At 68.5% G+C, this 25,931-nt stretch carries 20 protein-coding genes; 2 read left to right on the forward strand and 18 right to left on the reverse strand.

Annotated features, from left to right (window positions below):
* Window positions 1-13: 13 nt before the first annotated feature.
* The 4 genes from ACQP1N_RS30510 to ACQP1N_RS30525 form a co-directional block, all read right to left on the reverse strand.
* Window positions 14-1,207 carry a cytochrome P450 gene (locus tag ACQP1N_RS30510; RefSeq protein WP_067794733.1) on the reverse strand — a complete coding sequence of 398 codons (1,194 nt, stop codon included), beginning with the start codon at window positions 1,205-1,207 and terminating at the stop codon, window positions 14-16.
* 44 nt (window positions 1,208-1,251) lie between these two features.
* Window positions 1,252-1,470, reverse strand: a complete 219-nt coding sequence (locus tag ACQP1N_RS30515) for a DUF5988 family protein (protein ID WP_067794853.1) — start codon at window positions 1,468-1,470, stop codon at window positions 1,252-1,254.
* A 192-nt stretch (window positions 1,471-1,662) separates the two neighbouring features.
* Complete coding sequence (locus tag ACQP1N_RS30520; protein WP_067794736.1) at window positions 1,663-2,667, reverse strand: Gfo/Idh/MocA family protein; 1,005 nt, start codon at window positions 2,665-2,667, stop codon at window positions 1,663-1,665.
* An 82-nt stretch (window positions 2,668-2,749) separates the two neighbouring features.
* Complete coding sequence (locus ACQP1N_RS30525) at window positions 2,750-3,769, reverse strand: Gfo/Idh/MocA family protein (RefSeq protein WP_433227795.1); 1,020 nt, start codon at window positions 3,767-3,769, stop codon at window positions 2,750-2,752.
* Between the two features lie 699 nt (window positions 3,770-4,468).
* On the opposite strand from ACQP1N_RS30525, the gene ACQP1N_RS30530 reads away from it, so the two are divergent.
* Entirely contained in the window at window positions 4,469-4,993 is a 525-nt protein-coding gene (locus ACQP1N_RS30530; protein ID WP_433227796.1) for an RNA polymerase sigma factor, read from the forward strand.
* Window positions 4,990-5,472: a hypothetical protein gene (locus ACQP1N_RS30535; protein WP_067794745.1), complete on the forward strand. Its 483-nt coding sequence runs from the start codon at window positions 4,990-4,992 to the stop codon at window positions 5,470-5,472. Before ACQP1N_RS30530 ends, ACQP1N_RS30535 begins: the two co-directional genes overlap by 4 nt.
* A 128-nt stretch (window positions 5,473-5,600) precedes the next feature.
* On the opposite strand, the gene ACQP1N_RS30540 is transcribed toward ACQP1N_RS30535, so the two are convergent.
* The 14 genes from ACQP1N_RS30540 to ACQP1N_RS30605 form a co-directional block, all read right to left on the reverse strand.
* The gene (locus ACQP1N_RS30540; protein WP_433227797.1) at window positions 5,601-5,843 is read right to left on the reverse strand and encodes a hypothetical protein; all 243 of its coding nucleotides are present in this window, start codon (window positions 5,841-5,843) and stop codon (window positions 5,601-5,603) included.
* A 215-nt stretch (window positions 5,844-6,058) separates the two neighbouring features.
* Complete coding sequence (locus ACQP1N_RS30545) at window positions 6,059-9,931, reverse strand: DNA-directed RNA polymerase subunit beta' (protein ID WP_067794751.1); 3,873 nt, start codon at window positions 9,929-9,931, stop codon at window positions 6,059-6,061.
* 19 nt (window positions 9,932-9,950) lie between these two features.
* Window positions 9,951-13,427, reverse strand: coding sequence for a DNA-directed RNA polymerase subunit beta (gene rpoB, locus ACQP1N_RS30550; protein WP_067794754.1), 3,477 nt, complete (start codon window positions 13,425-13,427; stop codon window positions 9,951-9,953).
* 398 nt (window positions 13,428-13,825) lie between these two features.
* Window positions 13,826-14,776, reverse strand: a complete 951-nt coding sequence (locus tag ACQP1N_RS30555; protein WP_433227798.1) for a hypothetical protein — start codon at window positions 14,774-14,776, stop codon at window positions 13,826-13,828.
* 106 nt (window positions 14,777-14,882) lie between these two features.
* Window positions 14,883-15,371 carry a hypothetical protein gene (locus ACQP1N_RS30560; RefSeq protein ID WP_433227799.1) on the reverse strand — a complete coding sequence of 163 codons (489 nt, stop codon included), beginning with the start codon at window positions 15,369-15,371 and terminating at the stop codon, window positions 14,883-14,885.
* A 10-nt stretch (window positions 15,372-15,381) separates the two neighbouring features.
* Entirely contained in the window at window positions 15,382-16,836 is a 1,455-nt protein-coding gene (locus tag ACQP1N_RS30565) for an MCE family protein (RefSeq protein ID WP_433227800.1), read from the reverse strand.
* On the reverse strand, window positions 16,833-18,149 hold the full coding sequence (locus ACQP1N_RS30570; RefSeq protein ID WP_433227801.1) for an MCE family protein: 1,317 nt from the start codon (window positions 18,147-18,149) through the stop codon (window positions 16,833-16,835). The genes ACQP1N_RS30565 and ACQP1N_RS30570 overlap by 4 nt, the downstream gene beginning before the upstream one ends.
* Window positions 18,146-19,450 carry an MCE family protein gene (locus tag ACQP1N_RS30575; protein WP_084262600.1) on the reverse strand — a complete coding sequence of 435 codons (1,305 nt, stop codon included), beginning with the start codon at window positions 19,448-19,450 and terminating at the stop codon, window positions 18,146-18,148. The genes ACQP1N_RS30570 and ACQP1N_RS30575 overlap by 4 nt, the downstream gene beginning before the upstream one ends.
* Complete coding sequence (locus tag ACQP1N_RS30580; RefSeq protein ID WP_433227802.1) at window positions 19,447-20,496, reverse strand: MCE family protein; 1,050 nt, start codon at window positions 20,494-20,496, stop codon at window positions 19,447-19,449. The genes ACQP1N_RS30575 and ACQP1N_RS30580 overlap by 4 nt, the downstream gene beginning before the upstream one ends.
* Window positions 20,497-21,528 carry an MCE family protein gene (locus tag ACQP1N_RS30585; protein WP_084262621.1) on the reverse strand — a complete coding sequence of 344 codons (1,032 nt, stop codon included), beginning with the start codon at window positions 21,526-21,528 and terminating at the stop codon, window positions 20,497-20,499. It lies immediately after the preceding gene.
* Entirely contained in the window at window positions 21,525-22,832 is a 1,308-nt protein-coding gene (locus tag ACQP1N_RS30590) for an MCE family protein (RefSeq protein WP_067794773.1), read from the reverse strand. Before ACQP1N_RS30590 ends, ACQP1N_RS30585 begins: the two co-directional genes overlap by 4 nt.
* A gap of 7 nt (window positions 22,833-22,839) precedes the next feature.
* Complete coding sequence (locus ACQP1N_RS30595; protein ID WP_433227803.1) at window positions 22,840-23,688, reverse strand: MlaE family ABC transporter permease; 849 nt, start codon at window positions 23,686-23,688, stop codon at window positions 22,840-22,842.
* The gene (locus ACQP1N_RS30600) at window positions 23,688-24,536 is read right to left on the reverse strand and encodes an MlaE family ABC transporter permease (protein WP_242608698.1); all 849 of its coding nucleotides are present in this window, start codon (window positions 24,534-24,536) and stop codon (window positions 23,688-23,690) included. The genes ACQP1N_RS30595 and ACQP1N_RS30600 overlap by 1 nt, the downstream gene beginning before the upstream one ends.
* Window positions 24,536-25,633 carry an ABC transporter ATP-binding protein gene (locus tag ACQP1N_RS30605; protein WP_067794779.1) on the reverse strand — a complete coding sequence of 366 codons (1,098 nt, stop codon included), beginning with the start codon at window positions 25,631-25,633 and terminating at the stop codon, window positions 24,536-24,538. Before ACQP1N_RS30605 ends, ACQP1N_RS30600 begins: the two co-directional genes overlap by 1 nt.
* Between the last annotated feature and the right edge of the window lie 298 nt (window positions 25,634-25,931).

Here is a 25,931-nt window from a genome sequence, read left to right on the forward strand (position 1 = left end):
GTGGGGAGAGCGCTCACCACGAGACGGGCAGGTTCTTCACCGCGAAGACGGATCCTCTGAGCAGCAGCGGCACCGCATCGGCCGCGACGGCCAGCCGGAGGCCGGGGAACGCGCGGAAGAGAGCCGACAGCCCGGCGCGCAGCTCGATGCGCGCCAGGTTCTGGCCGAGGCACTGGTGGACACCGAAGCCGAACGCCACGTGGCCCGAGGTGTCGCGAGCGATGTCCAGCCTGTCGGGGCACTCGAACTTGGCCGGGTCACGGTTGGCCGCGGGCAGCGACACCGTGACGCTGTCCCCCTTTTTGATCACCTCACCGTCCAGTTCGAGGTCCTCCAACGCGGTGCGGTAGGTGTGGTACTGGTTGACGGTGAGGTAGCGGAGTAGTTCCTCGACCGCGGCGTTGAGTTTCGCCGGGTCCGCGCGGAGCGCCGCCAGCTGGTCCGCGTGGTGCAGCAGCGCGAAGACACCCACGGCCAGCGCGCTCTCCGTGGTCTCGTAGCCCGCGAACAGCAGAAGGGTGACGATGTTGCGCAGCTCTTCGGTGGTCAGTTGCCCGTCGGCGGCGAGGCGGCTGACGAGGTCGTCCTCAGGTTGCTTCCGCCTCCTCTCGATGACCTCGTCGAAGAAGGCGCCTGCCTGCTCGTAAGCGGCGGCGGCCTCTTCCGGGGACGCGTCCGGGTCGTGCAGGAGAGCCACTGCGTGTACGTACCGGTCACGTTCGGCGTAGGGCAGGCCGACCATCTCGGACAGCACCCTCAGGACGAGCGGTTTGGCGAAGGTCGCCACCAGATCCACCGGAGCCCCGTGCTCACGCATGACGCCGATCTGCTCGGCGGCCACGGCCTCGACGCGCGATGTCAGCCGGCTCGCCCGGCGGACGGTGAACTCACCCGCCAGCAGACGGCGGTACCGGGTGTGATCGGGCGGGTCCATATGGATGAACATCCCGGGAATCTTCGGATGGGTCGGTATCACCTCCCCCTGGTGCGTCACCGGAAAATGACCGATTTCGCAGCTGTGGCTGAACCGCGGGTCACTGAGGACCTCGCGCACCAACGCGTAGCTGGAGACGATCCAGCCCACGTGTCCGTCCGGGTAAACCATCCTCGCGAGGGGGCGTTCTTCGCGCAGCGAAGCGAATACCGAAGGAGGGTCGAACTTGTCGGTCCGCGCCCACGGCACCTCGAAGGAAATGGCGTCGTTCATGGAATCCTTCTCACTCGGGACAACGGGCGGGCGGGCGAAGGGAATCACTCGGCGATCTTCGTGCGATTCGTCCAGTGGAAGACCGCGACCTCGCATCCGTCTATCGTCTGGTATTCCCCGTCGTGAACGAAATGCTCGTACCCGGCTCGGTAGCAGATCTTGAGCGTTCGGCCCAACTCCGCCACCGGGACCCTGCGGTCCACCGTAGCCAGCTCGACCGGACCGCCGCTCAGCATGATTTTCACTTGCGCGACACTCACCATGATCCTCAACTCTCGCCGGGCCATTCCGCCCGGTGCACAGGCGCGGCATGACCATTCCGGAATAGTTGGCTTCACATGCAGGAGATACGATCAGCCGGTTTGCGAATCGCTTATTCATAAACCAGGCTAGACGAGCCGCGACTACCCGGCATCCCTCAGGCTGGTAGGACTAAGACCGAGCCGGGATCATCATCAGATATCGACGGGACGGCTGGTGCGCGCCGATTTTCGGGCCGCCTGGATGACCCGCAGCGCACGCACCCCGGCTGCACCATCCGGGCCTACTTCGTGCCCATTACCGACCGCGGCGATGAACTCATTGAGCATGACCGAATACAGGTCGGCCCCGCCCGGTTCCCACCGTTCACCGGCGGTGGCGGAGTCGAATCCGCCGAGCAGCCGCGGGCAGGAATTGAACTCCGCACTCGCCCGCTCGCCGATGAAGGTCATGGTCGGTCCGCCCGCTGCCGGCCGGCTCGCTGACGGGCTCCAGCTGCAGTCGATGGCCGCGACCACCCCGCTCGGATAACGCACGGTGACCAGTGCCGCGCTCGCAACGCCCGGCTCCGCGCCAAGGACGCCGTTGGACTGTGCGTACACCTGCTCCGCCGGCTCCCCGCCGAGCACCGCGTCCACCATGTCCAGCAGGAACGCCGCGTTGGCGTCCAGCGCGCCGTCCGCCGCCGCCTCCCCGGTCGCCGGCGGGGAACCCGGCCGGGCCCGCCCCGGGTTGTTGCAGGCCCCGTGGATGGTCGTCAGCCTGCCGATGACATCACCGGCGGCGATCGCTTCGCGCACAGCGGTGAACGCCGGGCTGAAGCAGACCGGGGACGCCGCGGTCAGCCGCACCCCCGCATCCGCACAGGCGCCCGCCATCGCCTGAGCGTCCGCTTCCGTGGCCGCCAGCGGCGGCTCGCACAACACCTGTGCCCCGACCTGGGCCGCCCGCTCGGCCAACTCCCGCCGGCGGGCGATCTCGCTGGTGACCACCACGGCCTGGAGACCTGGCGCGAACACCTCGTCCCAGCCGCCCGCATATGCCGCGCCGAGCCGCCGGGCCACGGCCTGGCCCCGCGCCGGATCATCCGGCGAACCATCGGGGTCGGCAATGACCACCTCCACCCCGGGCATGTCGCGCAGCAACCGAGCGTAGGTCGCGGCACGCTCGTGGGCGAACGACAACACGGCGACCTTCATGCGGCCCCGCCTTTCTGAAGGTGTCCCGAGGGTCCCGTGCGAGCGGGACCACCGGGTGGTGCGGGTGAGGCAGGGACGGAACTCATGCCGGCTGCCCTCGATGGCTCAGGAGGCCGGCCTCCTCGACCGGCAACTCCACCGCACGCCCCGTCCATGCGGACTCCGCCGCGGCCTGGGTGATGCGCACGGCGGCCAGCGCGTCCCGGGGCCCCAGACGCGGCTCGGGGCCACCCGAAAACGCCTGAGCGAACTCCCGGATCTCGGAGACGAACGGCAATTCCCCCACGTATCCGAATCTCCCGATGCTCCCGGCCGCGTCACCGGTGACCTGGACCTCCTGAGGCCACTCAGAGTCATGGCGCACCGTCCCGCCCGTACCCGAGACATGAAAGGCGATGCGAACGGGCGGGTGCGGCGTCGCCGTCCATCGGCTCACGATCTGACTGAGCGCACCGGTGGCATGCGTGAGAAGGGCGGTCCCGACCGCGACGGTCCCCTCCGGGGCCGGTGCGGCGATTTCCCCCTGGTAATAGGCGTGCACCCGCACCACATCCCCGAAGATCCAATAAGCAAGGTCAACGCCGTGCAGCATCTGATCGGTCAGAATTCCGCCCGACCGCGCGGACATATGCCCCGTCCAGGGCCGCGGATGATAACCGCTCACGGCGAACCGGGCGACCGCGCCCGCACCCAGCCGACCCGCCGCCACCAACTCGTGAAGCCGGGCGAACGCCGGGCCGTAACGCACATCATGGGCCGGATAAAGCCGCACACCAGCCCGCTCCGCGGCGGCAACGATCTCCTCGGCCTCCGCGGTGCTCGCGGCCAGCGGCTTCTCGCACACCACCCCCGCACCCGCGGCAATGGCGGCCATGGCTATTTCATGATGGCTGTTCGTCGGGGTGCAGATATCCACCGCGTCCGCACCGTCCAGCGCATCATCCAGAGAAACGACTGCCTTAACACCGAACTCATGCGCCAGATCCGCAGCCCGGCCATCATCGGAGTACACCCGAACGGACGCCCCGGCGCCGATCCACGCCTCCACATGCAAACGCGCTATCAGTCCCGCACCGATCAGCGCCACCTCAAGCCGCCGCATGGCACTCCACCCCTCCCCAGACCCGCAAAGCACGCAGGCTCTTGAACATTTCCTCACCTACTACGACTGTGAATAGCCGACAGGGAGTGTCAGTCCCGGCATGGCCGCCGACGCCCTACACGTCCGAAGCCTGATCAGTTTCACCCGCACCGCTCGTCGCTGCCATCACTAACATGGGTAATCTCCGCCAGGTGCTGAGCCTGGTGCGCCTCGGGTCGCGTCCATGGCGGTGCTGGACGAGATCCGGCAGGTCACAGGATGTCTTCATGAACGCGCGGCGGACGGGCGCAACCGGGGTGCGGGCTTCGGGATAGAGGAGGGTGTCAGCACCCCCTGGTCACGGAGAACGCGCTTCATGAAGAGACGCCCATGGGCACGGTGAGTCATGCCGGCGAAGAGTTGGACGATTCGAGGATCGTCGCCGGCCCCTCCTCCTCCGGCGACGGCCGCTGCGATCCCTGCGCACCGTCGTTCTCGGTCATCGCCGGGCTCCTCAGCGCCCGGAAGCCCGGAGTCGCGCGGTGCTGGACGCCCCCTGACCGTTCCTGGAGGCGTCTCCCCCATCACCCGTCAGGAACATCCGGAACAGGCTGCGGCGGTACAGGTCTCCAGCGACCTGCTTCTCGTCCGGTTCCAGATCCGCGGCGGTGTGAACCCGATGGCCCTGTTCCGCGACTGTGCAGAGGACGGGAGGACGACATGAACGATGAGTTGCTGGTGGTTCGCTGCCAGCTCGGAGAGCGGGAGGCCTTCACCGAATTGGTGGGCCTCTGGCACGTCCCAGTGTGGACGTTCGTCCGGCGGATGCTGGATGCCGAGCGAGCGGACGACGTGGTCCAGGAAATCTGGGTGGCGGTGCTTCGCAGCCTGCCCCGGCTGGCCGATCCCAGCCGGTTCGCGCCATGGCTGTTCACCATCGCCCGGCGTACCGTGCTGGACCGCCTCTGCCGCGAGTACACGGTCACCGAAACACCCGGCGGGGCCACTGAGACGCCCACCGAGGATCTGGCCGAGGAAGTCGCGGACCGGACCGACCTGATCGCCGCACTGGCGAGCCTGCCGACGCTGGAGCGGGAGATTCTCATCCTGTTCTACCTGGAGGATCTGTCGATCGCGGACTGCGCGCAGATCTGCGAGGTCCCGGCCGGCACGGTCAAGTCCCGCCTGTATCGCGCGCGCCGCCTGCTGCGCGAGCACCTAGCCGAGAAGGGATGTCAGCCATGAACGACGAACCGCGCATGTCCGCGGAGGAGATGCTGGAGCGACTGGCCCCGATGCTGTCGCGCAGGCGGCGGCTGCGCGGCATCGGGGCGTTGCTGGCCGGGCTGACCGGAGCGGTCTTCACCACGGTGTTGTGGGTCACCGAGCCGGGATCGCTTCCAGACCGCACCCGGCTGTCGTTCGCTCTGCTCATCCTGGTGTGCCTGGCCTGGACCGGCTACGGCATCTGGTTGACCGCACGGCGCGCCCCGCTGTTCGCACTGGACCGGGTGGTCGGCGCGTGGCTCGGCCTGACCGCCGCGCTGCTCACCGGAACCATCACGATCACGCTGGCAGCCGTCCGGGAACGGGGCCTGATCACCGCCCTGGTGGTGAGCGCGATCATCGTCGCCGTCGCCGTGCTGCTCACCGTCCGGGCCCACTCGCACCGCGCCGCCCTGCTGCGCCGGAAGGCGGAGCTCACCGGATCCGGCCCGCGATAACGGCGACCCGGCATCCGCACTCCCCGCCGACCCTCCGAGACCTTGTGGCGACGCCGCCTCGAAACAGCCGGAAACGCACCGCAAGGGGCCCGTTCCGGGTGGAACGGGCCCCTTGCGTGCGCGGCGGGTCAGGCGAACGCCTTGCACTCCACCACGGCGCGTCGCTCGGTCATGCCCTGCTGGACCGACGAGGTCACGCACGCGCGCTGCTTCTCGTTGAGCTGCGGCTGACCGCACTCGGTGACGCTTGAGTAGGTGCGGCAGTCCCGGCGCGTGTTCTGCTCGTGGGACGGCTGGGCGGCGGTGGCGCTGCCGACTCCGGCGATACCCACGAACCCGGCGATCAGCGCACCGGTCATGACCCTCTTCATCTGCTCTCTCCCCCGTCGCGTACTTGGGCAACGAGGATGTTCCTCCCCGGGCACGGAAGCATAAAAACACCCCCAAAGGTCAAGAAATCGGGCACATGTCCGGGTCAAGCCACCGCCGAGGATCCCGGTCTCCCCGATAGACCGGTCCCGGCTCCGCAGACGCGGAAGGCCGCCCCCGCGAACGCGGGAGGCGGCCTTCTGCGTGCCCTGCGGCCTTACCGGTTGTACTGGCCGAAGTCGTACTCCTCCAGCGGGACGGCTTCGCCGGAGCCCTGCCCGAAGGCGTACTCGGCGCCCTCGTCGTAGGAGCCGACGGAGTACACCGCCGCCTTCGCCTCCTCGGTCGGCTCGACCCGGACGTTGCGGTACTGCGGCATGCCGGTACCGGCCGGGATGAGCTTACCGATGATGACGTTCTCCTTGAGGCCGAGCAGCGGGTCGCTCTTGGCGTGCATCGCGGCCTCGGTGAGCACCCGGGTCGTCTCCTGGAAGGACGCCGCCGACAGCCACGACTCGGTCGCGAGCGAGGCCTTGGTGATGCCCATCAGGACGGGGCGGCCGGCGGCGGGGGTGCCGCCCTCGGCCACGACGTTCCGGTTCGTCTCCTCGAAGATCGGACGCTCCACCAGGTCGCCCGGCAGCAGCTCGGTGTCGCCCGACTCGAGGATGTTCACCCGCTTCAGCATCTGGCGGACGATGATCTCGATGTGCTTGTCGTGGATCGACACACCCTGCGACCGGTACACCTCCTGCACCTCCTGCACGAGGTGGAGCTGCACGGCGCGGGGACCGAGGATGCGCAGCACCTCGTGCGGGTTGATCGCACCCGCGATGAGCTGCTGGCCGACGTCGACGTGCTCGCCCTCCTTGACCAGGAGCCGCGAGCGCATCGGCACCGAGTAGGCGATCTCGTCGGAGCCGTCGTCCGGGACGATGACGACCTTGCGGGCCTTCTCCGTCTCGTCGATCTTCGCCCGGCCGGCGACCTCGCTGATCGGGGCCACACCCTTGGGGATGCGGGCCTCGAACAGCTCGGTGACACGCGGCAGACCGTGCGTGATGTCACCGCCGGCGACACCGCCGGTGTGGAAGGTCCGCATGGTCAGCTGGGTGCCGGGCTCGCCGATGGACTGCGCGGCGATGATCCCGACGGCCTCGCCGACGTCCACCCGGTTGCCGGTGGCCAGCGAGCGGCCGTAGCAGGCGGCGCAGACACCGATCTTGGCCTCGCAGACCAGGGCGCTGCGAGTGCGGACGGTCTCCACCCCGGCCTCGACGAGCCGCGTCACGACCGCGTCCGACAGGTCGGTACCGGCCGGGAAGATGACCGTGCCGTCCACGACGACGTCCTCGGCGATGGTGCGGCCGATCAGCGAGGTCTCGCTCGTGGCCGGCTTGACCAGCGTGCCGTCCGCCAGCTTCTCGGCGACCTCGAACGGGATCGTGCGGTCGGTGCCGCAGTCGGTCTCGCGGACGATGACGTCCTGCGCGACGTCCACCAGGCGCCGGGTCAGGTAGCCCGAGTCGGCGGTGCGCAGCGCGGTGTCGGCGAGACCCTTGCGGGCGCCGTGCGTCGAGATGAAGTACTCGACGACCGACAGGCCCTCGCGGAACGACGACTTGATCGGACGCGGGATGGTCTCGCCCTTCGGGTTGGAGACCAGGCCGCGCATACCGGCGATCTGGCGGAGCTGCAGCGGGTTGCCGCGGGCACCCGACTGGATCATCATCCAGATCGGGTTGGCCTTCGGGAACGCCTTCTCCATGTCCACCGCGACGTCCGCGGTGGCCTTGTTCCAGATCTCGATGAGCTCCTGCTTGCGCTCATCGTCGGTGATCAGGCCGCGGTTGAACTCCCGCTGCACCTTCTCGGCGCGCTGCTCGTAGCCGCCCAGGATCTCCTGCTTGTTCGGCGGCGTGATGACGTCGTCGATCGCGATCGTGACCCCGGACCTGGTCGCCCAGTGGAACCCGGTGCTCTTCAGCGCGTCGAGCGCGTTGGCGACGGCGACCTTCGGGTACGTCTCCGCCAGCTCGTTGACGATCGCCGAGAGCTGCTTCTTGCCGATCTCGTCGTCGACGAACGGGAAGTCGTCCGGCAGCGCCTCGTTGAACATGGCGCGGCCGAGCGTGGTCTCCAGCCGGTACGGCTGACCGGGCTCGTAGCCCTCGGGCGCCTTCCAGCCGCGCGGCGGCGGGATGTCCTTCAGCCGAACCTGGATCTTGGCCTGCAGGTCCAGCTCACCGCGGTCGTAGGCCATGATCGCCTCGGCGACCGAACCGAACGCGCGGCCCTCGCCGGTGGCGCCGTCCTTCTGCGTCGTCAGCCAGTACAGGCCGATGACCATGTCCTGGGTGGGCATGGTGACGGGCTTGCCGTCCGACGGCTTCAGGATGTTGTTGGTCGACAGCATCAGGATCCGCGCCTCGGCCTGCGCCTCGGCGGACAGCGGCAGGTGCACCGCCATCTGGTCGCCGTCGAAGTCCGCGTTGAACGCGGTGCAGACGAGCGGGTGGATCTGGATGGCCTTGCCCTCGACCAGCTGCGGCTCGAACGCCTGGATGCCGAGCCGGTGCAGGGTCGGCGCGCGGTTCAGCAGCACCGGGTGCTCGGTGATGACCTCTTCCAGCACGTCCCACACGACCGGGCGGGCCCGCTCGACCATCCGCTTGGCGGACTTGATGTTCTGCGCGTGGTTGAGGTCGACCAGCCGCTTCATGACGAACGGCTTGAACAGCTCCAGCGCCATCTGCTTGGGCAGGCCGCACTGGTGCAGCTTCAGCTGCGGGCCGACGACGATGACCGAACGGCCGGAGTAGTCGACGCGCTTGCCGAGCAGGTTCTGCCGGAACCGGCCCTGCTTGCCCTTGAGCATGTCGGACAGCGACTTCAGCGGACGGTTGCCGGGCCCGGTGACCGGGCGGCCGCGGCGGCCGTTGTCGAACAGCGCGTCGACGGCCTCCTGCAGCATCCGCTTCTCGTTGTTGACGATGATCTCGGGCGCGCCCAGGTCGAGCAGGCGCTTGAGCCGGTTGTTCCGGTTGATGACCCGGCGGTACAGGTCGTTCAGGTCGGACGTGGCGAACCGGCCGCCGTCCAGCTGGACCATCGGACGCAGGTCCGGCGGGATGACGGGGATGCAGTCCAGCACCATGCCGAGCGGGCTGTTGCGGGTGTTGAGGAACGCCGAGACGACCTTCAGCCGCTTCAGGGCGCGGGCCTTCTTCTGGCCCTTGCCGGTGCGGATGATGTCGCGCAGCTTCTCGGCCTCGGCCTCGAGGTCGAAGTTCTGCAGCCGCGCCTGGATGGCCGCGGCGCCCATGCCGCCCTCGAAGTACTTGCCGAACCGGTCGCGCATCTCGCGGTAGAGCAGCTCGTCGCCCTCCAGGTCCTGGACCTTGAGGTTCTTGAAGCGGCTCCACACCTCGTCGAGACGGTCGAGCTCGCGCTGCGCGCGGTCGCGCAGCTGCTTCATCTCCCGCTCGGCGCCGTCGCGCACCTTGCGCTTCTGGTCGGCCTTCGCGCCGGCCTCCTCCAGCTCCGCGAGGTCGGCCTCCAGCTTCTGCTGGCGGGCCTCGACCTGCGCGTCGCGGGCCTGCTCGATCTGCTGGCGCTCCACCGAGATGTGCGCCTCCAGCGTGGGCAGGTCGCGGTCACGCCGCTCCGCGTCCACGCTGGTGATCATGTAGGCCGCGAAGTAGATGATCTTTTCGAGATCCTTCGGGGCCAGGTCCAGCAGGTAGCCGAGGCGCGACGGGACGCCCTTGAAGTACCAGATGTGCGTGACCGGCGCGGCCAGCTCGATGTGGCCCATCCGCTCGCGGCGCACCTTGGCACGGGTCACCTCGACGCCGCAGCGCTCACAGATGATGCCCTTGAAGCGGACGCGCTTGTACTTGCCGCAGTAGCACTCCCAGTCCCGGGTGGGGCCGAAGATCTTCTCGCAGAAGAGCCCGTCCTTCTCCGGCTTGAGGGTCCGGTAGTTGATCGTCTCCGGCTTCTTCACCTCGCCGTGCGACCACTGGCGGATGTCGTCGGCGGTCGCCAGACCGATGCGAAGCTCGTCGAAGAAGTTGACGTCAAGCAACTGTTTTCCCCTTGAGTTCTCAGACCTCGTCGACGCTCATCGCGCCCTCGTTCGGGCGGCGGGAGAGGTCGATGCCGAGCTCCTCCGCGGCGCGGAAGACGTCCTCGTCGGTGTCGCGCATCTCGATGGACATGCCGTCGCTGGAGAGCACCTCGACGTTGAGGCACAGCGACTGCATCTCCTTGATGAGCACCTTGAAGGACTCGGGAATGCCGGGCTCGGGGATGTTCTCGCCCTTGACGATGGCCTCGTAGACCTTCACGCGGCCGAGCACGTCGTCGGACTTGATGGTCAGCAGCTCCTGGAGGGCGTAGGCGGCGCCGTAGGCCTCCAGTGCCCACACCTCCATCTCACCGAAGCGCTGGCCGCCGAACTGGGCCTTACCGCCGAGCGGCTGCTGGGTGATCATGGAGTACGGGCCGGTCGAACGCGCGTGGATCTTGTCGTCGACCAGGTGGAGCAGCTTGAGGATGTAGATGTAGCCGACCGAGATCGGGTCCTTGTACGGCTCGCCGGTGCGGCCGTCGAACAGCCGCGCCTTGCCGCCCGGGCCGACCATGCGGCGGCCGTCGCGGTTCGGCAGGGTGCTCTCGATCAGGCCGGTGACGTCGTTCTCGCGGGCACCGTCGAAGACCGGCGTCGCGGTGTTGGTCCACGCCGGGGCCTCGTCGGCGCCGATCTCCTGGAGGGCGCGCTTCCACTCGGTGTCGTCGCCCTCGACCTTCCAGCCGCGGGAGGCGACCCAGCCGAGGTGGGTCTCCAGGACCTGGCCGACGTTCATGCGGCCGGGGACGCCCAGCGGGTTGAGCACGATGTCGACCGGGGTGCCGTCCTCCAGGAACGGCATGTCCTCCACCGGCAGCACCTTGGAGATGACACCCTTGTTGCCGTGCCGGCCGGCCAGCTTGTCCCCATCGGTGATCTTGCGCTTCTGCGCCACGTACACCCGGACCAGCTCGTTGACCCCCGGCGGCAGCTCGTCACCGTCGTCGCGGGAGAACACCCGCACCCCGATGACCTTGCCCTGCTCACCGTGCGGCACCTTCAGCGAGGTGTCGCGCACCTCCCGCGCCTTCTCCCCGAAGATCGCCCGCAGCAGCCGCTCCTCGGGCGTCAGCTCGGTCTCCCCCTTCGGGGTGACCTTGCCGACCAGGATGTCGCCGGGGACGACGTCGGCGCCGATCCGGATGATGCCGCGCTCGTCCAGGTCGGCCAGGACCTCTTCGGAGACGTTGGGGATGTCGCGGGTGATCTCCTCGGGGCCCAGCTTGGTGTCGCGGGCGTCGACCTCGTGCTCCTCGATGTGGATCGAGGACAGCACATCGTCCTGCACCAGGCGCTGGGACAGGATGATGGCGTCCTCGTAGTTGTGGCCCTCCCACGGCATGAACGCCACCAGCAGGTTCTTGCCCAGCGCCATCTCACCATCGTCGGTGCACGGCCCATCGGCGATGACCTGCCCCGCCTCGACCCGCCGCCCCTCGTCCACGATGGGCTTCTGGTTGTAGCAGGTGCCCTGGTTGGAGCGCTTGAACTTGGTGACCCGGTAGGTGGTGCGGGTGCCGTCGTCGTTCATCACCGTGATGTAGTCGGCCGAGACCTCCTCGACCACACCGGCCTTCTCGGCGACGATGACATCACCGGCGTCGACCGCGGCGCGGTACTCCATGCCGGTGCCCACCAGCGGCGCCTCGCTGCGCAGCAGCGGCACCGCCTGGCGCTGCATGTTGGAACCCATCAGCGCCCGGTTGGCGTCGTCGTGCTCCAGGAACGGGATCATCGCGGTGGCGACCGAGGCCATCTGCCGCGCCGAGACGTCCATGTACTGGACCTCGTTCGGCGGCACCAGCTCGACCTCGCCGCCCTTCTTGCGGACCAGGACGCGCGCCTCGGCGAACGAGCCGTCCTCGTTGAGCGCCGAGTCGGCCTGGGCGATGACGTAGCGGTCCTCGACGTCGGCGGTCAGGTAGTCGATCTCCTCGGTGACCACGCCGTCCACGACCTTGCGGTACGGGGTCTCCACGAACCCGAACGGGTTGACCCGCCCGAACGCCGCCAGCGACCCGATCAGCCCGATGTTGGGGCCTTCGGGCGTCTCGATCGGGCACATCCGGCCGTAGTGCGAGGGGTGAACGTCACGGACCTCCATGCCCGCCCGCTCCCGCGACAGACCACCCGGGCCCAGCGCCGACAGCCGCCGCTTGTGGGTCAGACCGTCCAGCGGGTTGGTCTGCTGCATGAACTGGGAGAGCTGGCTGGTGCCGAAGAACTCCTTGATGGAGGCCACCACCGGCCGGATGTTGATCAGGGTCTGCGGCGTGATCGCCTCAACGTCCTGGGTGGTCATCCGCTCCCGGACCACCCGCTCCATCCGCGCCAGCCCCAGCCGCACCTGGTTCTGGATCAGCTCGCCCACCGTGCGCAGCCGCCGGTTGCCGAAGTGGTCGATGTCATCGACCTCGATCGGCACCGGGGCACCGCCGACAGAACCTTCTTCTTCGCCGGCGTGCAGCCGGACCAGGTACTCGATGGTGGCGACGATGTCGTCCTCGGTCAGCGTCCCCTGGTTCATGTCCAGGTCCAGACCGAGCTTCTTGTTGATCTTGTAGCGGCCGACCTTGGCCACGTCGTACCGCTTGGGGTTGAAGTACAGGTTCTCCAGCAGCGTCTGCGCCGACTCCCGCGTCGGCGGCTCTCCCGGCCGCAGCTTGCGGTAGATGTCCAGCAGCGCGTCATCCTGACCGGAGGTGTGGTCCTTCTCCAGCGTCACATTGATCGACTCATACGACCCGAAACGCTCCCGGATCCGCGCCTCGTCCCATCCCAGCGCCTTCAGCAGCACCGTCACCGGCTGCTTGCGCTTGCGGTCGATGCGCACCCCGACGTTGTCGCGCTTGTCGATCTCGAACTCCAGCCACGCCCCCCGCGAGGGAATGACCCGGCATCCGTAGATGTCCTTGTCGGACGCCTTGTCCAGAGCGCGATCGAAGTACACCCCGGGCGAGCGCACCAGCTGCGACACCACCACCCGCTCGGTGCCGTTGATGATGAAGGTCCCCTTGGGCGTCATGAGCGGGAAGTCACCCATGAACACCGTCTGGCTCTTGATCTCACCGGTGGTGTTGTTGATGAACTCCGCCGTGACGAACATCGGGGCGGAGTAGGTCATGTCCTTGTCCTTGCACTCCTCCACCGAGTACTTGGGCGGCTCGAACCGGTGGTCCCGGAACGACAAGGACATCGTCCCCGAGAAGTCCTCGATCGGACTGATCTCCTCGAAGATTTCCTCAAGCCCCGACTGAGTCGGGACGCTCTTACTACCGGCCTTCTGGGCCGCCTCGACCCGGGCCTTCCACCTCTCGTTGCCCAGCAGCCAGTCAAACGAGTTGGTCTGTAGAGCAAGAAGGTCCGGGACTTCGAGCGGCTCCTTGATGCGCGCGAAGGAGACGCGGTACGGACCGGTTGTGGTATTCGAGGCGTTGCGCGAGGCTGCCAAGAGTGGTCCTTCCGAGGGCTCGCGGCGTAACTGACGACACGCACGCCAGACGATCCACGTCCGAGACCTGCTTTTTTCGGGTCTACGACAGACCCCTGCAGGGGTGCTCTCACACGCGGATAGTCAGAGGGCAGCGCAAAGGGGCAGTGTAGCCGACCGGTACACCGCTCGCAACTCTAGCGCCGCAGTATGCATCACGTTGCCATGGAGCATCGCCCCTCAGCGCCTCTCAGTCAAGAGCGGACTTGGACTTTTCGGGCCCTGACCTGCAGTGAGGAAGACCATAGTTTAGAGGACGCAGACCCCGGTGTTCGCCGGCGTCGCCCGTGGTGAAGGCCACCTTCCGGCCGAGTGGGCGCCGGGGTCGCGGGGGTCGTTCGCCGGCCGGGCGGGCGGGGTCAGGAGATGACGGTCAGTTCGGACGCCAGCCATCTGCCGTCCTTCTTCTCCATCGTCATCTTGATGCGGAGCGGCTCGGGGAGGCGCTGCCGCTCGTCGTTCTTGGTGGCGGACGAGCGGTTGGCGTAGACGAGGGTGACGACCTTGTCAGGTGCCGCGCTCACGACACCGACCTTCATCACGGTCGTGTTGGAGACGGCCTGCTGCTGGACGGCGACGGTCCTGAGTTCCTGGGCGAGCTTGTCGTACTGGGTGCGGAGCTTGCCCGTCGTCGTGGCGGACGCGGCCTTCAGGTCGGCGTCGAGCGTCTGGTAGTCGTACGACGAGAGCTTCTGGGCCGCGCGGGACGAGGCGAACGACGCCTCCTTGCTCGCCTGCTCGGTCGCCTTCTGCTCGCGGACCTTGAGGTACAGCACGGTGGTGCCGGCGCCGAGCGCGAGCACCAGGACGGCCAGGACCGCGATCACCGTCGAGAGACCGCCCATGCGGGCCCGGCGCGGCTCGTCGTCCTCGTCGTCTTCTTCCTCGTCGTCCTCGACCGGCTTCTTGAGGTTCAGGCGCCTGGTCTTCGTCGCCTTGGTCGTCGCCGGCTTCTCGTCCTCGCCGGCCTCGGCTTCGGACTCCGCCTCAACGGCGTCGTCGGCGTCGTCGTCAGCGTCGTCGCCGGCGGTGTCGGCGTCCTCGGGGGTTTCCGCGGCGGCAGAAACCGGCTCCGGAGCCTCTGAGTCGCCTTCTGGCGCGTCATCGTCCTTGGAAGCGACTTCGGATACCCCTTCGCCCTTTCGGGGCTTCTCTGGGGACGTGACGGTCTTTCCGGACTCCTCCGCCTCCACGGCGGCGGCCTCGTCCGCGGCTATCTGGGCCAGGCGGGCGGCCTCGCGGGCCTTGGCCGCGGCCTCCTCCGCCAGCCTCGCTGCCTCCTCGGCCTTCGCCACCTTGTCGGCCTTCACAGCCTTGTCGGCCTTCCAGCCTTGTCGGCCTTCACAGCCTTGTCCGGCTTGTTGTCTGCCTTGTCCGTCTTCTCGTCGGGCTTCTTCTTGCCCCGGCCAAGCATTGTCACGGGACGACCTCCAGTCCGGACACGAGCCAGCGGCCGTCGACCCGCGTGAGGTCCATCTGGTAGCGGTAGCCCTGCGGCGTACCGTTCTTCACCTTGTCGTTGGTGACGGTCCCGTTGAGGGAGACCATCACCTCGGCGGAGTCACCGTCGATCGAGACCAGGGCGGCGTCGACGTCGCTGACGGTCGACTTGGCCTTGGCCTTGGTCACCTGCTGCATGAAGGCGCTCGACTGGCTCGCCAGCTTGTTCTTCAGGTCGCCGGTGGTGCCGGCCACGATGCGGTCGAGGTCGCGCTGCGCGGTGGCGGCGTCCAGCGACATGAGGTTGACGCCCATCTGCCGCGCCGCCTGAACCGCCTTCGCCCGCTGGTCGGCCTCGTCCTTGCCCCGGAGGGAGACGACGCCGAGCCAACCGGCCGCGATCGCGAGGCCGACCACGATGACGCCGAGCGTGATCGCGGTGACCATGGGAAGACGGCCTCTCATCGTGTCCGCCTCACTGGCTCAGGGGTCCGAGCAGGAGCCACTTCCACGAGGATTCCTCTCCCAACTGGCGTGTACCGGCGCTGCGCGGCATGACGTATCGCTTGCCGTCGGGCCCGTAGACGGCACCCGTCGTTGGATCGTATCCAGCGAATTCCACGGAATCCGCCGGATAGGACAGGATCAGCCGACCGTCCGTCAACTGGCCGGTCGGGGCCGCCGCCTTGGTCTTGGCGTCGCCCTTGCCCTTGGCCTCGGACGTCTTGCCGTCGTCCTCGGTGCCGTAGGCGCCGCCTTCGGGGAAGCCCGCGCCAGCGGTGGCGCCCGCCGGGACCTGCGGGTACGGCGCGATGGCGTCGCGCGGGAAGTTGCGGGCGCCGCGCACGGCGGTGGGGGCGTTGTGCGGGGCCTTGCAGCCGGCGTCCAGGGCCGGCTTCTTCGAGGACGTGTCCTGCGGCCAGCGGTGCTTGACCTTCTCGTAGCCCTTGGTGCAGGCGGGCGGTGCGTCGATGTTGAGCGCGAGACCCAGGTGCTGGGTGCCGTCGCCGGGCGTGACGGTGAACGCGCCGCCGACCGTCAGCGGGTACAGGATGAACAGCGTCCGCAGGCCCGCCTTACGGGACGTGATGACCTGGCCGGTCGTGGTGAGGTTCGCCAGCAGGACGGGCAGCGTCGGCGCGAGCTGGTTGATGGCCTTGTGCGTCTCGTCCACGGCGCCAGGCGCGGCGTCGATGGTCTTGCGCAGGGCCGGGTCGTCGTTGCGCAGGGACGTGGTGAGCTCGTTCAGGTTGCGGGCGAACCCGCGGATGTTGGCGGCCTGCCCGCGCTGGGTGTCCAGGACGGTGACGCTGTTGTTCAGCAGCCGCTCGGTGTCGGGGTATGCCTCGTCGGCGGTCTTCAGCAGCCGGTCGGTGTCGTCCAGGATCGACTGGAGGTCCTCGGCGGAGCCGGAGAACGCCTTGTCCAGCTCGTCCACGATGATGCCGAGGTCCCTGGTGTCGACCGATCCGACGAGCGCGTCGACGTTGCGCAGCAGCTCGGCGGTGGACACCGGCAGCGTGGTGCGGCCCCTGGGGATCGTGTAGGGGTCGCCCTCGTCGAGATAGGGGCCGTTCTTCTTGGCGGGCTCCAGATCGATGTACTGCTCGCCGACCGCGGACCGGTTCGCCACGACGGCCTTGGTGCCGTCCCGGGGGATCCGCTTGCCGCGTTCGAGCAGCAGCTTGACCCGGATGCCGTCCTTGGTCAGCTCGATCGGCCCGACCCGTCCGACCGGGACGCCCCGGTAGGTGACCTCGGCGCCCGTGAAAACGCCGCCGGAGTCGGTGAGGTCGACGTAGGCGATGTACTGCTTGCCGAGCAGGTCGCGGCCCAGCCCGATGTAGTTCACCGAGACGATCGCCACGCCGACGACCGTGATGACGGCGAACGCGATCAGCTGGACGATGACGCCGCGCTTGAGGATCACGAGAGGCCCCCCGTCAGCAGGGTCCGCAGACCGCCGTCACCGGAGCCGGGGGCGAGCGCGCCCGTCCGTTCCGGGTTCGGGGTGCCGGACGTCGTCTTGGCCGGTGTGGGCGTGGAGCCGCCCGGCAGGCCCGGGACGCCCTGTCCGGGGAGTCCGCCCGTGCCGCCCGGTGTCTGCGGCAGCACGCCCAGCGGCGAGTCGGGCAGCGTCACGTTCGGCACCTGCAGCATGCCGCGCATCTGCCTGCCGCTGCCGAGCATCCCCTCCAGGTCGGTGCCGCCGAGCAGGTTGCGGGCGATGGACTCGAAGTCCAGGTCGACGGTCAGCCGCACGTTGCCGTAGTCGCCCTCGATGACGTTCTCGAACGTCGCCGGGAACGGGAAGGTGATCAGGCTCTCCAGCGACTTCGGCAGGTCGGAGCCCGCCCTGTTGAGGTTCCGCAGGATCTTGTCGAGGTCCTGCAGGTTCGCCAGCATGTCGGCCTTGGAGCGGTCGATCACGTAGGTGGTGGTGCGGCTGAGCTTGTCGAGCGCGACCAGCATCTTGGTCAGGTCGGCGCGGTTGCGGTTGAGGACGGCGATCGCCGGGCCCGTCTCGTCGATCGTGTCCTGGATCGTCCTGCGCTCGTTCGCGAGCTTGCCGCTCAGCCGGTCGATGCTGTCGAGCGCGCGGGTGATCGCGGCCCGGTTGCGGTCCAGCGTGCCGGCGAAGGTGTTGACCCGCTCCAGCACCGACCTGATCGTGGACTCGCGTCCGCCCATCGCGGCCTGCAGTTCGTGGCTGATCGTGGAGACCTGCTCCAGCCCGCCGCCGTTCAGCAGCAGCGACATCGCCGACAGCACCTCTTCGATCTCGGTGCCGCGGGAGGTGCGGTTCAGCGGGATCAGGTCGCCGGAGCCGAGGCGCCCGATCGGGGCCTCGTTCCTCGGCGGTGCGAGCTGCACGAACTTCTCGCCGAGGAGGCTGGTCTGGCCGATCGCGGCGACGGCGTTGTCCGGGAGCCCGACGTCCCCGCGCACCTTCACGGTGACGAGGGCGTGCCAGCCGCCCTTCCCGGGGACGCCGCCGGCGAGCTCGATGTCCTCGACCTTGCCCACCGACACGTCGTTGACCTTGACCGCGGACTGCGGGACGAGGTCCAGCACATTCGCGAACTCGATCTTCACGGTCCGCGGGTTCGAGCCGAGGTCGGGGCCGCCGGGCAGCGGCAGCGACTCCACGCCGTTGAACGAGCAGCCCGACAGGGCCGTCGCCGCGGCGACCGCGGCGGCGCCCAGCAGATGGGCGCGGCGGGCGAGCCGTGTCCTGCTCATCGGCCACCTCCGGGCAGCAGCGCGCTGAGGTCCCCGGGCCCGCCGCGCGCCCCGGCCGTCGCGGTCTTGGCCGGCGTCGTGCCCGTCTTGCCGGTCTTGCCTGGCTTGCCGGACCCGCCCCGCGGGCCGTAGGCGTCCGGCGGGATCGGCACCGGGTCGTAGTGCGTGGTCAGCGCGGTGATCCAGGACAGGTCCAGGCTGAAGCCCGTCAGCGCCTTGCCGATGCCGTTGTACGGCCGGACGAAGTCGAGGCATTCCTTGGCGGGCGTGCCGACCGAGTACGCCAGCGAGCAGATCCAGTCGGCCAGGTCGTGGAACTGGCGGAAGTTGTCGCGGGTGTGGATGGTGCCGCTGATCGGGTCGTACGCGCGGGCCAGGTTGTTCACCGCGAGCGGTCCCGCGGTGAGGATCTCGGCGAGCGCGTCCTTCTCCTTCACCAGCACGCCGGTGATCTGGGCGAGCTGCCGGACGTTCGCGGCCAGTTCACCGCGGTTGTCCTTGACGAAGCGCTGCACGTTCCGCAGCGTCGGCGCGAGCGTGTTGAGGGCCGCGCTGAGCTCCTCCTTCTCCCCCGCCAGCTGCGCCGACACCCCGTTGAGGTGCCCGGTGAACGACTTGATCTGCTGGTCGTTCGCCTTCATCGCGTCGGTGATGATCCGCAGGTTCCGGATCGTGGCGGCGACGTCGCCGCGGTCGGTGCTGAGCGTGCTGAGCGCCTTGGAGGCGTCCGCGATCGTCTGCCGGATGTCCTCGCCCTGCCCGTCCAGGTTCGCGGCGCCGACCCGCAGCAGCCGCGACAGCGATCCGGTGCCGTCCTCGCCGGGCGCGTTGGCGCCCTGCGGGCCGAGCGCCTTGGAGAGGTCGTTGAGGCTGCCGCCGACCTCGTCGACCTCGACCGGGACGGCGGTGCGGCTGGTCGTCAGCGTCGCCCCGTCCGCGAGGACGGCGCCGCTCCGGTAGACGGGGGTCAGCTGGATGTAGCGGTCGGCGACGAGCGTCTGGTTGATGATGACGGCCTGCGCGTCGGCGGGCACCTTGTACTTGGCGTCGTACCTCATCTCGACCTTGACCGCGTCACCGACGGGTTCGACGCTCGTGACCTCCCCGACCGGGATGCCGAGGATGCGGACGTCGGCGCCCTTGTAGAGGCCGACGGTCTTGGTGAAGTACACCGTCAGGCGGCGCTGCTTCGGCTCCTGGAGCACGAGCAGGAGCACGGCCACCAGCACTGCGACGGCGAGGACCGCGCCGCCGAGGCGAAGGATGGTTGCGGAGTTGCGCACTGTGACCTGCCTGCTCACGGGAGGAACGGCAACGGGTTGTCGCTCTGGTTGCCGGTCTGGTTGCCGCTCTGCTTCTGCTTCGTCCCGCCGTTCTTCGGGGCGTCCTGGATCGAGGCGGGGATCGGGACCAGGTTCTGGATCCAGGAGTCGAACCAGCGCCCGGTGCCGGTGACGTCCGAGAACTGCCGTGCGAACGGCGCGAACAGCTGCAGGATCCGGTCCAGGTTGTTCTGGTTCTTCAGCAGGATCCGGTTGACCTTCGCCAGGTTGTCCAGCATCGGCCGCAGCTGCTTGTCGTTCTCGCTGATCAGCGCGTTCACCTGCTGGGACAGGGTGACCGTGTTGATCAGCAGCTGGTGGATGACCGCGCGGCGCGCCTGCACCGCGCGCAGCACCTCGTCGCCGTCCCGGACGAGCCTGGCGAAGTCCTGGTTGCGGTCGGCGAGCAGTTGCGAGACGTCCTTGGCCTTGCCCGCCAGCTCGTGCAGCTCCTCGTCCCGGGACGCGACCGTGTTCGACAGCCGCCGCAGGCCCTCCAGCGACGCCCGGACCTCCTCCGGCGAGTTCTTGAACGTCTCCGACAGGACGTCGAACGACTTCGCGACCTGCTGGACGTCGATCGCGCCCACCCGCCGGCTCAGCTCGCTGATGGCCGGAACGACCTCGAACGGCACGTGCGTCCGCTCGATCGGGATGTTGCGGCCGAGCCTGCCCCTGCCGCGCGGGGTCAGCTCCAGGTAGTGCGCGCCCAGAATCGTCTTGATCTTGATGCCGGCCTCGGTGCGCTCGCCCAGCCGCACCCCGTCGTCCACCCGGAAGGTGACCTTGACGTGGTCGCCGTCCAGGTCCAGGCCGGTGACCTTGCCGACCTTGACTCCCGCGATGCGGACCTCCTCGTCGGGCTTGAGCCCGGCCGCCTCCTTGAACGAGGCGGTGTGGGTCCGGCCGCCGGAGACGAGCGGGATGTTCTCCAGATTCATCGCCAGCGCCACCAGCAGCGCGATGATCGCGAACGCGGAGAGCCCGATGGGGACCGGGTTGCGTTGCCGGAACGGGACCCTCATCTACTTGCACCTCGCGTTCTCGTTCACGATCGCCGGTGTCTGGTAGACCGGTCCGCCCGGCAGCCGCACCCGCGCGTCGAGACCGCAGATGTACATGTTGAACCAGGACCCGTAGGACGAGATGTTGACGAGCTTCTGCAGCCGCTCCGGGCTCCGCTTGAGGCCCTTGTCGAGGTCGCCTCCGCTGGCGTTGAACGTCGCGGTCAGCTTGCGCAGCCCCGCGATGTCGTTGCGGATGCCCGGACGGGCGTCCGACAGCAGGTCCCGCGTCGTGCCGGTCAGCTCGTTGATCGCCGCGACCGAGTCGAAGATCGCCTTGCGGTCGCCGGAGACCCCGCCGACGAACCCGCGCAGATCCGTGATCAGCCGGTTGACCTCCGTGTGCCGCTCGTCGATGGTGCCGAGCACGGTGTTCAGGTTGTCGATCACCTGGCCGATGACCCGGTCCCGGTCGGCGAGCGTGTTGGTCAGCGACGCCACGTGCGCGAGCAGGCTGTTGATCGTGCCGCCCTCGCCCTGCAGCACCTGGACGATCTGCATCGCGAGCGTGTTGACGTCCTTCGGCTCCAGCGCGCGGAACAGCGGCCGGAAACCGTTGAACAGGGTCGTCAGGTCCAGTGCCGGCCTGGTCTGGGAGATCGGGATCGTCCCGCCCGGCTTCAGGTAGTCGTTGGCCTGCCCGGCGCCGTCGGTCAGCGCGAGATACCGCTGGCCCATCAGGTTGCGGTAGCGGATCTGCGCCTGTGTGGACGACGGCAGGCCCACCTTGAGCGGGCCGTCCCGCTCGACGCGGAACGTCACCTCGGCCTGGCTGCCCCGGTACAGCCGGATCTTCTCGATCTGCCCGACCCGGACGCCCGCGACCCGGACGTCGTCGTTCTCCAGCAGCCCGGTCACGTCCGAGAAGATCGCCTTGTAGCCGCGGGTCTCCCGGAACCGCACGTTGGCGATCGTCATCGCCAGCACGCCGGTGGCCACCGAGGTGATGACCACGAAGATGCCCAGCCTGATCGCCGCGCTCGTCGTCCTCACTTGATCGTCACCACCGATCCGTCCCGCAGCAGCGGACCGAACATCAGCGACGCCACGTCGGACACCTCATCGGCCGGGGTCCGCGTCGCCGGCCCGAGGACGCTGTTGAGCTGCTCCTTCGGGGACAGCGAGCCGGTGTCGACGAAGACGTTCGACAGCGCCCGGCCCCGGTCGCCGCCCCCGCCGTTCGGGTCGTCCGGGTTCTTCCACCACAGGTCGTCCTGCGTGCCGTCCAGCGCCAGGTAGTCCGGGAACGGCTTCTTCGGGTTCGGCAGGCCGTAGCAGCGCGGGTTGCGCTGGTCCCTGGCCTCCGGCTTGTCCAGCGGGTACTTGTAGCCCGGCCGCGGCTTGACGATCTCGATCGTCAGGTTGAAGGTCTTCGACCCGTTCCCGCCGGCCACCCGCTCGGACTCCGGCTTCAGCTTCATCAGCCCGGCGAACACGCACGGCAGCGACGGCGAGTACCGCGCCACCAGGCTCGCCACGTCCCGGTTCGCGATGTTCACGCCGATGATCTTCGGCCCGTTGTGCCGCATGAACGTGTCGCCGTCCTGCGCCAGCGCGGTCGTCGCCGGGATCAACTGCTCGATCGTCGCCTTCTTGTCGGTGATCGTCCGGCTGGTCACATTGAGGTTGCGCAGCGTCTGCAGCAGGTCCGGCGCCGCCGCGTAGTAGATGTCGGACACGTCCGACAGGCTGTTCAGGTCGTGCACCAGCGTGCCGAGCTGCGGGTTGATCTTCTTCAGCAGCGCGTCCGCCTGCTCCAGGTTCCGGCCGATCTGGTCGCCGCGGCCCTGCAGCGCCGTCGCCAGCGCGTTCAGCGTCGCGTTCAGCTCCGCCGGCTTCACCGCCTGCAGCAGCGGCAGCAGATCGTTCAGCACCTTGTCGACCTCGACGGCGGCCTGGGAGCGGTCCTGCGCGATCACCGCGCCCTCGCGCAGCCCGAGCGGGGCCGGCTGGTCGGGGATCCGCAGGTCCACGTACTTCTCGCCGAACAGCGTCTTCGGCAGCAGCCGCGCCTGCACGTTCCGCGGGATCAGCTTCGCCTTGCCCGGGTCGAGCGCCAGGTGCAGCGTCGCGCCGTCCCCCGTCGCGGCGGTGCCGCGCACCTCCCCGACGATCAGCCCGCGCACCTTCACGTCCGAGTGCGGCAGCAGTTGCAGCCCGGCCCGCTCGGTCTTCACCGTCACCTCGGTGACCGGTGTGAACGCCTTGTTGTACAGCGCCACGGTCAGCGCCAGCAGCAGCGCAATCACGATGATCATCGAGATGCCGAGCACCCGGTAGCGCACACGTTCGCTCATCGCCGCGTCACCCCGCGATCCGGACGTCCGTCGAGGTGCCCCAGATCGCCATGCCGAGCAGCAGGTCCGCCACGTTGATCACGACGATGCTGGTGCGCACCGCGCGGCCCACCGCGACGCCGACGCCCGCCGGGCCGCCGCTCGCGTGGTAGCCGTAGTAGCAGTGGATCAGCATCACCAGCACCGCGAAGATGATCACTTTGCCGAACGACCACAGGATGTCGTTCGGCGGCAGGAACAGATGGAAGTAGTGGTCGTAGGTTCCGGGCGACTGCCCGTAGAACATCGTCACGATCACCCGTGTCGCGCCGTAGGAGGCGAGCAGGCCCACGGTGTACAGCGGGACGACCGCGATCATCCCGGCCAGCATCCGGGTCGTGACGAGGAACGGCATCGACGGGACGGCCATGACCTCCAGCGCGTCGATCTCGTCCGAGATCCGCATGGCGCCGAGCTGCGCGGTGAAGCCGCAGCCGACCGTCGCCGACAGCGCCAGCGCCGACACCAGCGGCGCGATCTCGCGGGTGTTGAAGTAGGACGCGACGAACCCGGTGAACGCGGCCGTGCCGATCTGGTTCAGCGACTCATAGCCCTGCAGGCCGACCTGGCTGCCGGTGAAGAACGTCATGAAGCCGACGATCACCACCGAGCCGCCGATCACCGCGAGGCCGCCGGTGCCGAGGCTCACCTCCGCCAGCAGCCGCAGCACCTCCGTGCGGTAGCGGCGCAGCACCCGGAACACCCACGCGAACGCGCGGGCGTAGAACGACAGCTGGTGCCCGAAGTCGTCCAGCCGCTGGAGCGGCGCGCCGGCCAGCCGGCCGGCCGCCTTTCCCGCCTTCGAAGGGGCAGCCATCACATCCCCTTCGACGGGACGAACTGGAAGTACAGCGTGGAGATCAGGAAGTTCTCCACGAACAGCAGCATGAACGTGATGACGACGGTCTGGTTGACCGCGTCGCCGACACCTTTCGGGCCGCCCTTGGCATTCAGGCCCTTGTAGGCGGCGACAAGGCCGGCGGTGATGCCGAACACGAACGCCTTGAACTCGGCCTGCAGCAGGTCGGGCAGTTGCGCGATCGCATTGAAGGACGCCAGGTACGCGCCCGGCGTGCCGCCCTGCAGCATGACGTTGAAGAAGTAGCCGCCGAGCAGGCCGACCACCGACACCAGGCCGTTCAAGAACAGCGCGACGAAGGCGCAGGCGAACATCCGCGGCACCACCAGGCGGTGCAGCGGGTTGATGCCCAGCACCTCCATGGCGTCGATCTCCTCGCGGATCTTGCGGGAGCCGATGTCGGCGCACATCGCCGACCCGGCGGCGCCCGCGACCAGCAGCGAGGTGACCAGCGGGCTGGCCTCCCGGACGATCGCGACCACCGCGGTCGCGCCGGTGTAGGACTGCGCACCGAGCTGCCGGATCAGCCCGCCGACCTGCAGCGACAGGATGCCGCCGAACGGGATGGCGACCAGCATGGTGGGAACCACGGTGACGCTGACGATGAACCATGCCTGCTGGACGAACTCGCGCCACTGGAACGGCCACTGGAACACCGCGCGGCCGGTGTCCAGACACAGGGCGAAGAACCGCCCGGGTTCCCTGACGACCACGTTGGCCGCGCCGTCCCCGATCTTGCGGAACGTCGCGGAAGAGCCGCCGCCCTTATCCCCTCGCTGGTCCGCGCCGATACCAGGAGTGGACATCAGTACCCTGCACCGCCCCCGGGCCGGCCAGGAGGCGGGTTGCCCGGGAACTGGCCGGGTCCGCCCGGCGGCATGCCGCCGGGCTGCCCCGCGGAGGACGCGCCGACGGGCGCCATCGACGCCACGTACCGCGGCCACTCCTCCACCCAGTTGCGGCCCAGGTCGTCGACGAACGAGCCGGGCGGCGGGGTGACGCCGTGCGCGGCGCACCACGCGCCGGGCGCGTGCATCCCGGCGCGCAGCAGCCCGTTGCTCGGCATCTGCTGCGGCGGGATCGACGGCAGCTTGCCGGGGTCGTGGCCCATCTTGGCCTCGGCCTCCAGCTCGGACTCGTCCTTCTCCTCGGACATGCCGATCGGGCCGATCTTGCTGGCGTTGAGGAACTGCCGGACGACCGGCTCCTCGCTGGACAGCAGCATCTCCCGGGGCCCGAACATCGCGAGGTGCCGCTGGTACAGCAGGCCGATGTTGTCGGGAACGGTCCGCGCCGTGTTGATGTCGTGGGTGACGATGAGGAAGGTCGCGCCGATCTGCGCGTTCAGGTCGATGAACACCTGGTTCAGGAACGCGGTGCGGACCGGGTCGAGGCCGGAGTCCGGCTCGTCCACCAGGAGGATCTCGGGGTCGAGGACGAGCGCGCGGGCGAGGCCGGCGCGCTTCTTCATACCGCCGGAGATCTCGCCGGGGAGTTTGTGCTCGGCGCCGAGGAGACCGACCATGTCCATCTTCTCAAGGACGATCCGCTTGACCTCGGACTCGGACTTCCTGGTGTGCTCGCGCAGCGGGAAGGCGATGTTGTCGAACAGGTTCATCGAGCCGAACAGGGCGCCGTCCTGGAACAGGACGCCGAAGAGCTTCCTGGTCTCGTACAGCTGCCCCTCGGGCAGATAGGGCAGGTCCCTGTCGCCGATCCAGATGTGCCCGCGGTCGGGCTTGAGGAGCCCGACGAGCGACTTCAGGAATACCGACTTGCCGGTACCGGACGGGCCCAGAAGAACGGAGATCTCACCTGCGGGAATGGTCAGCGACACGTCCTGCCAGATCACCTGGCGGCCGAAGGACTTGGTCAGGCCCTCGACTCTGATCTCGACGCCCACTCGTCACCTTTCGTCCAGGCCGGGGGAATCCCGAACCAATGAGCGAGTAGCACTCAGGCTCTTTCTGTCGTCACACGGCGTGTCCGCCGTATTGCTACCGTCCGGTAGCCGCGCCGGGTTCCACCACCGTAGCGGCCCCCCGTCCAAATGGAAGAGGTTCCTCTCCGGATCAGCGGCCGAATGCGACGTTGTAAGGCAATCGTTACTTACAACGTCTATGAGACTAGTGGTCCAAGAACCGACGTCTCAAGGGAGGGGTCCGGCCGACCGCCGAACCCGGACGGCAGGGACGGAGACC

This window comes from Actinomadura formosensis, assembly GCF_050948385.1.
GTDB classification, from domain to species: domain Bacteria; phylum Actinomycetota; class Actinomycetes; order Streptosporangiales; family Streptosporangiaceae; genus Spirillospora; species Spirillospora formosensis.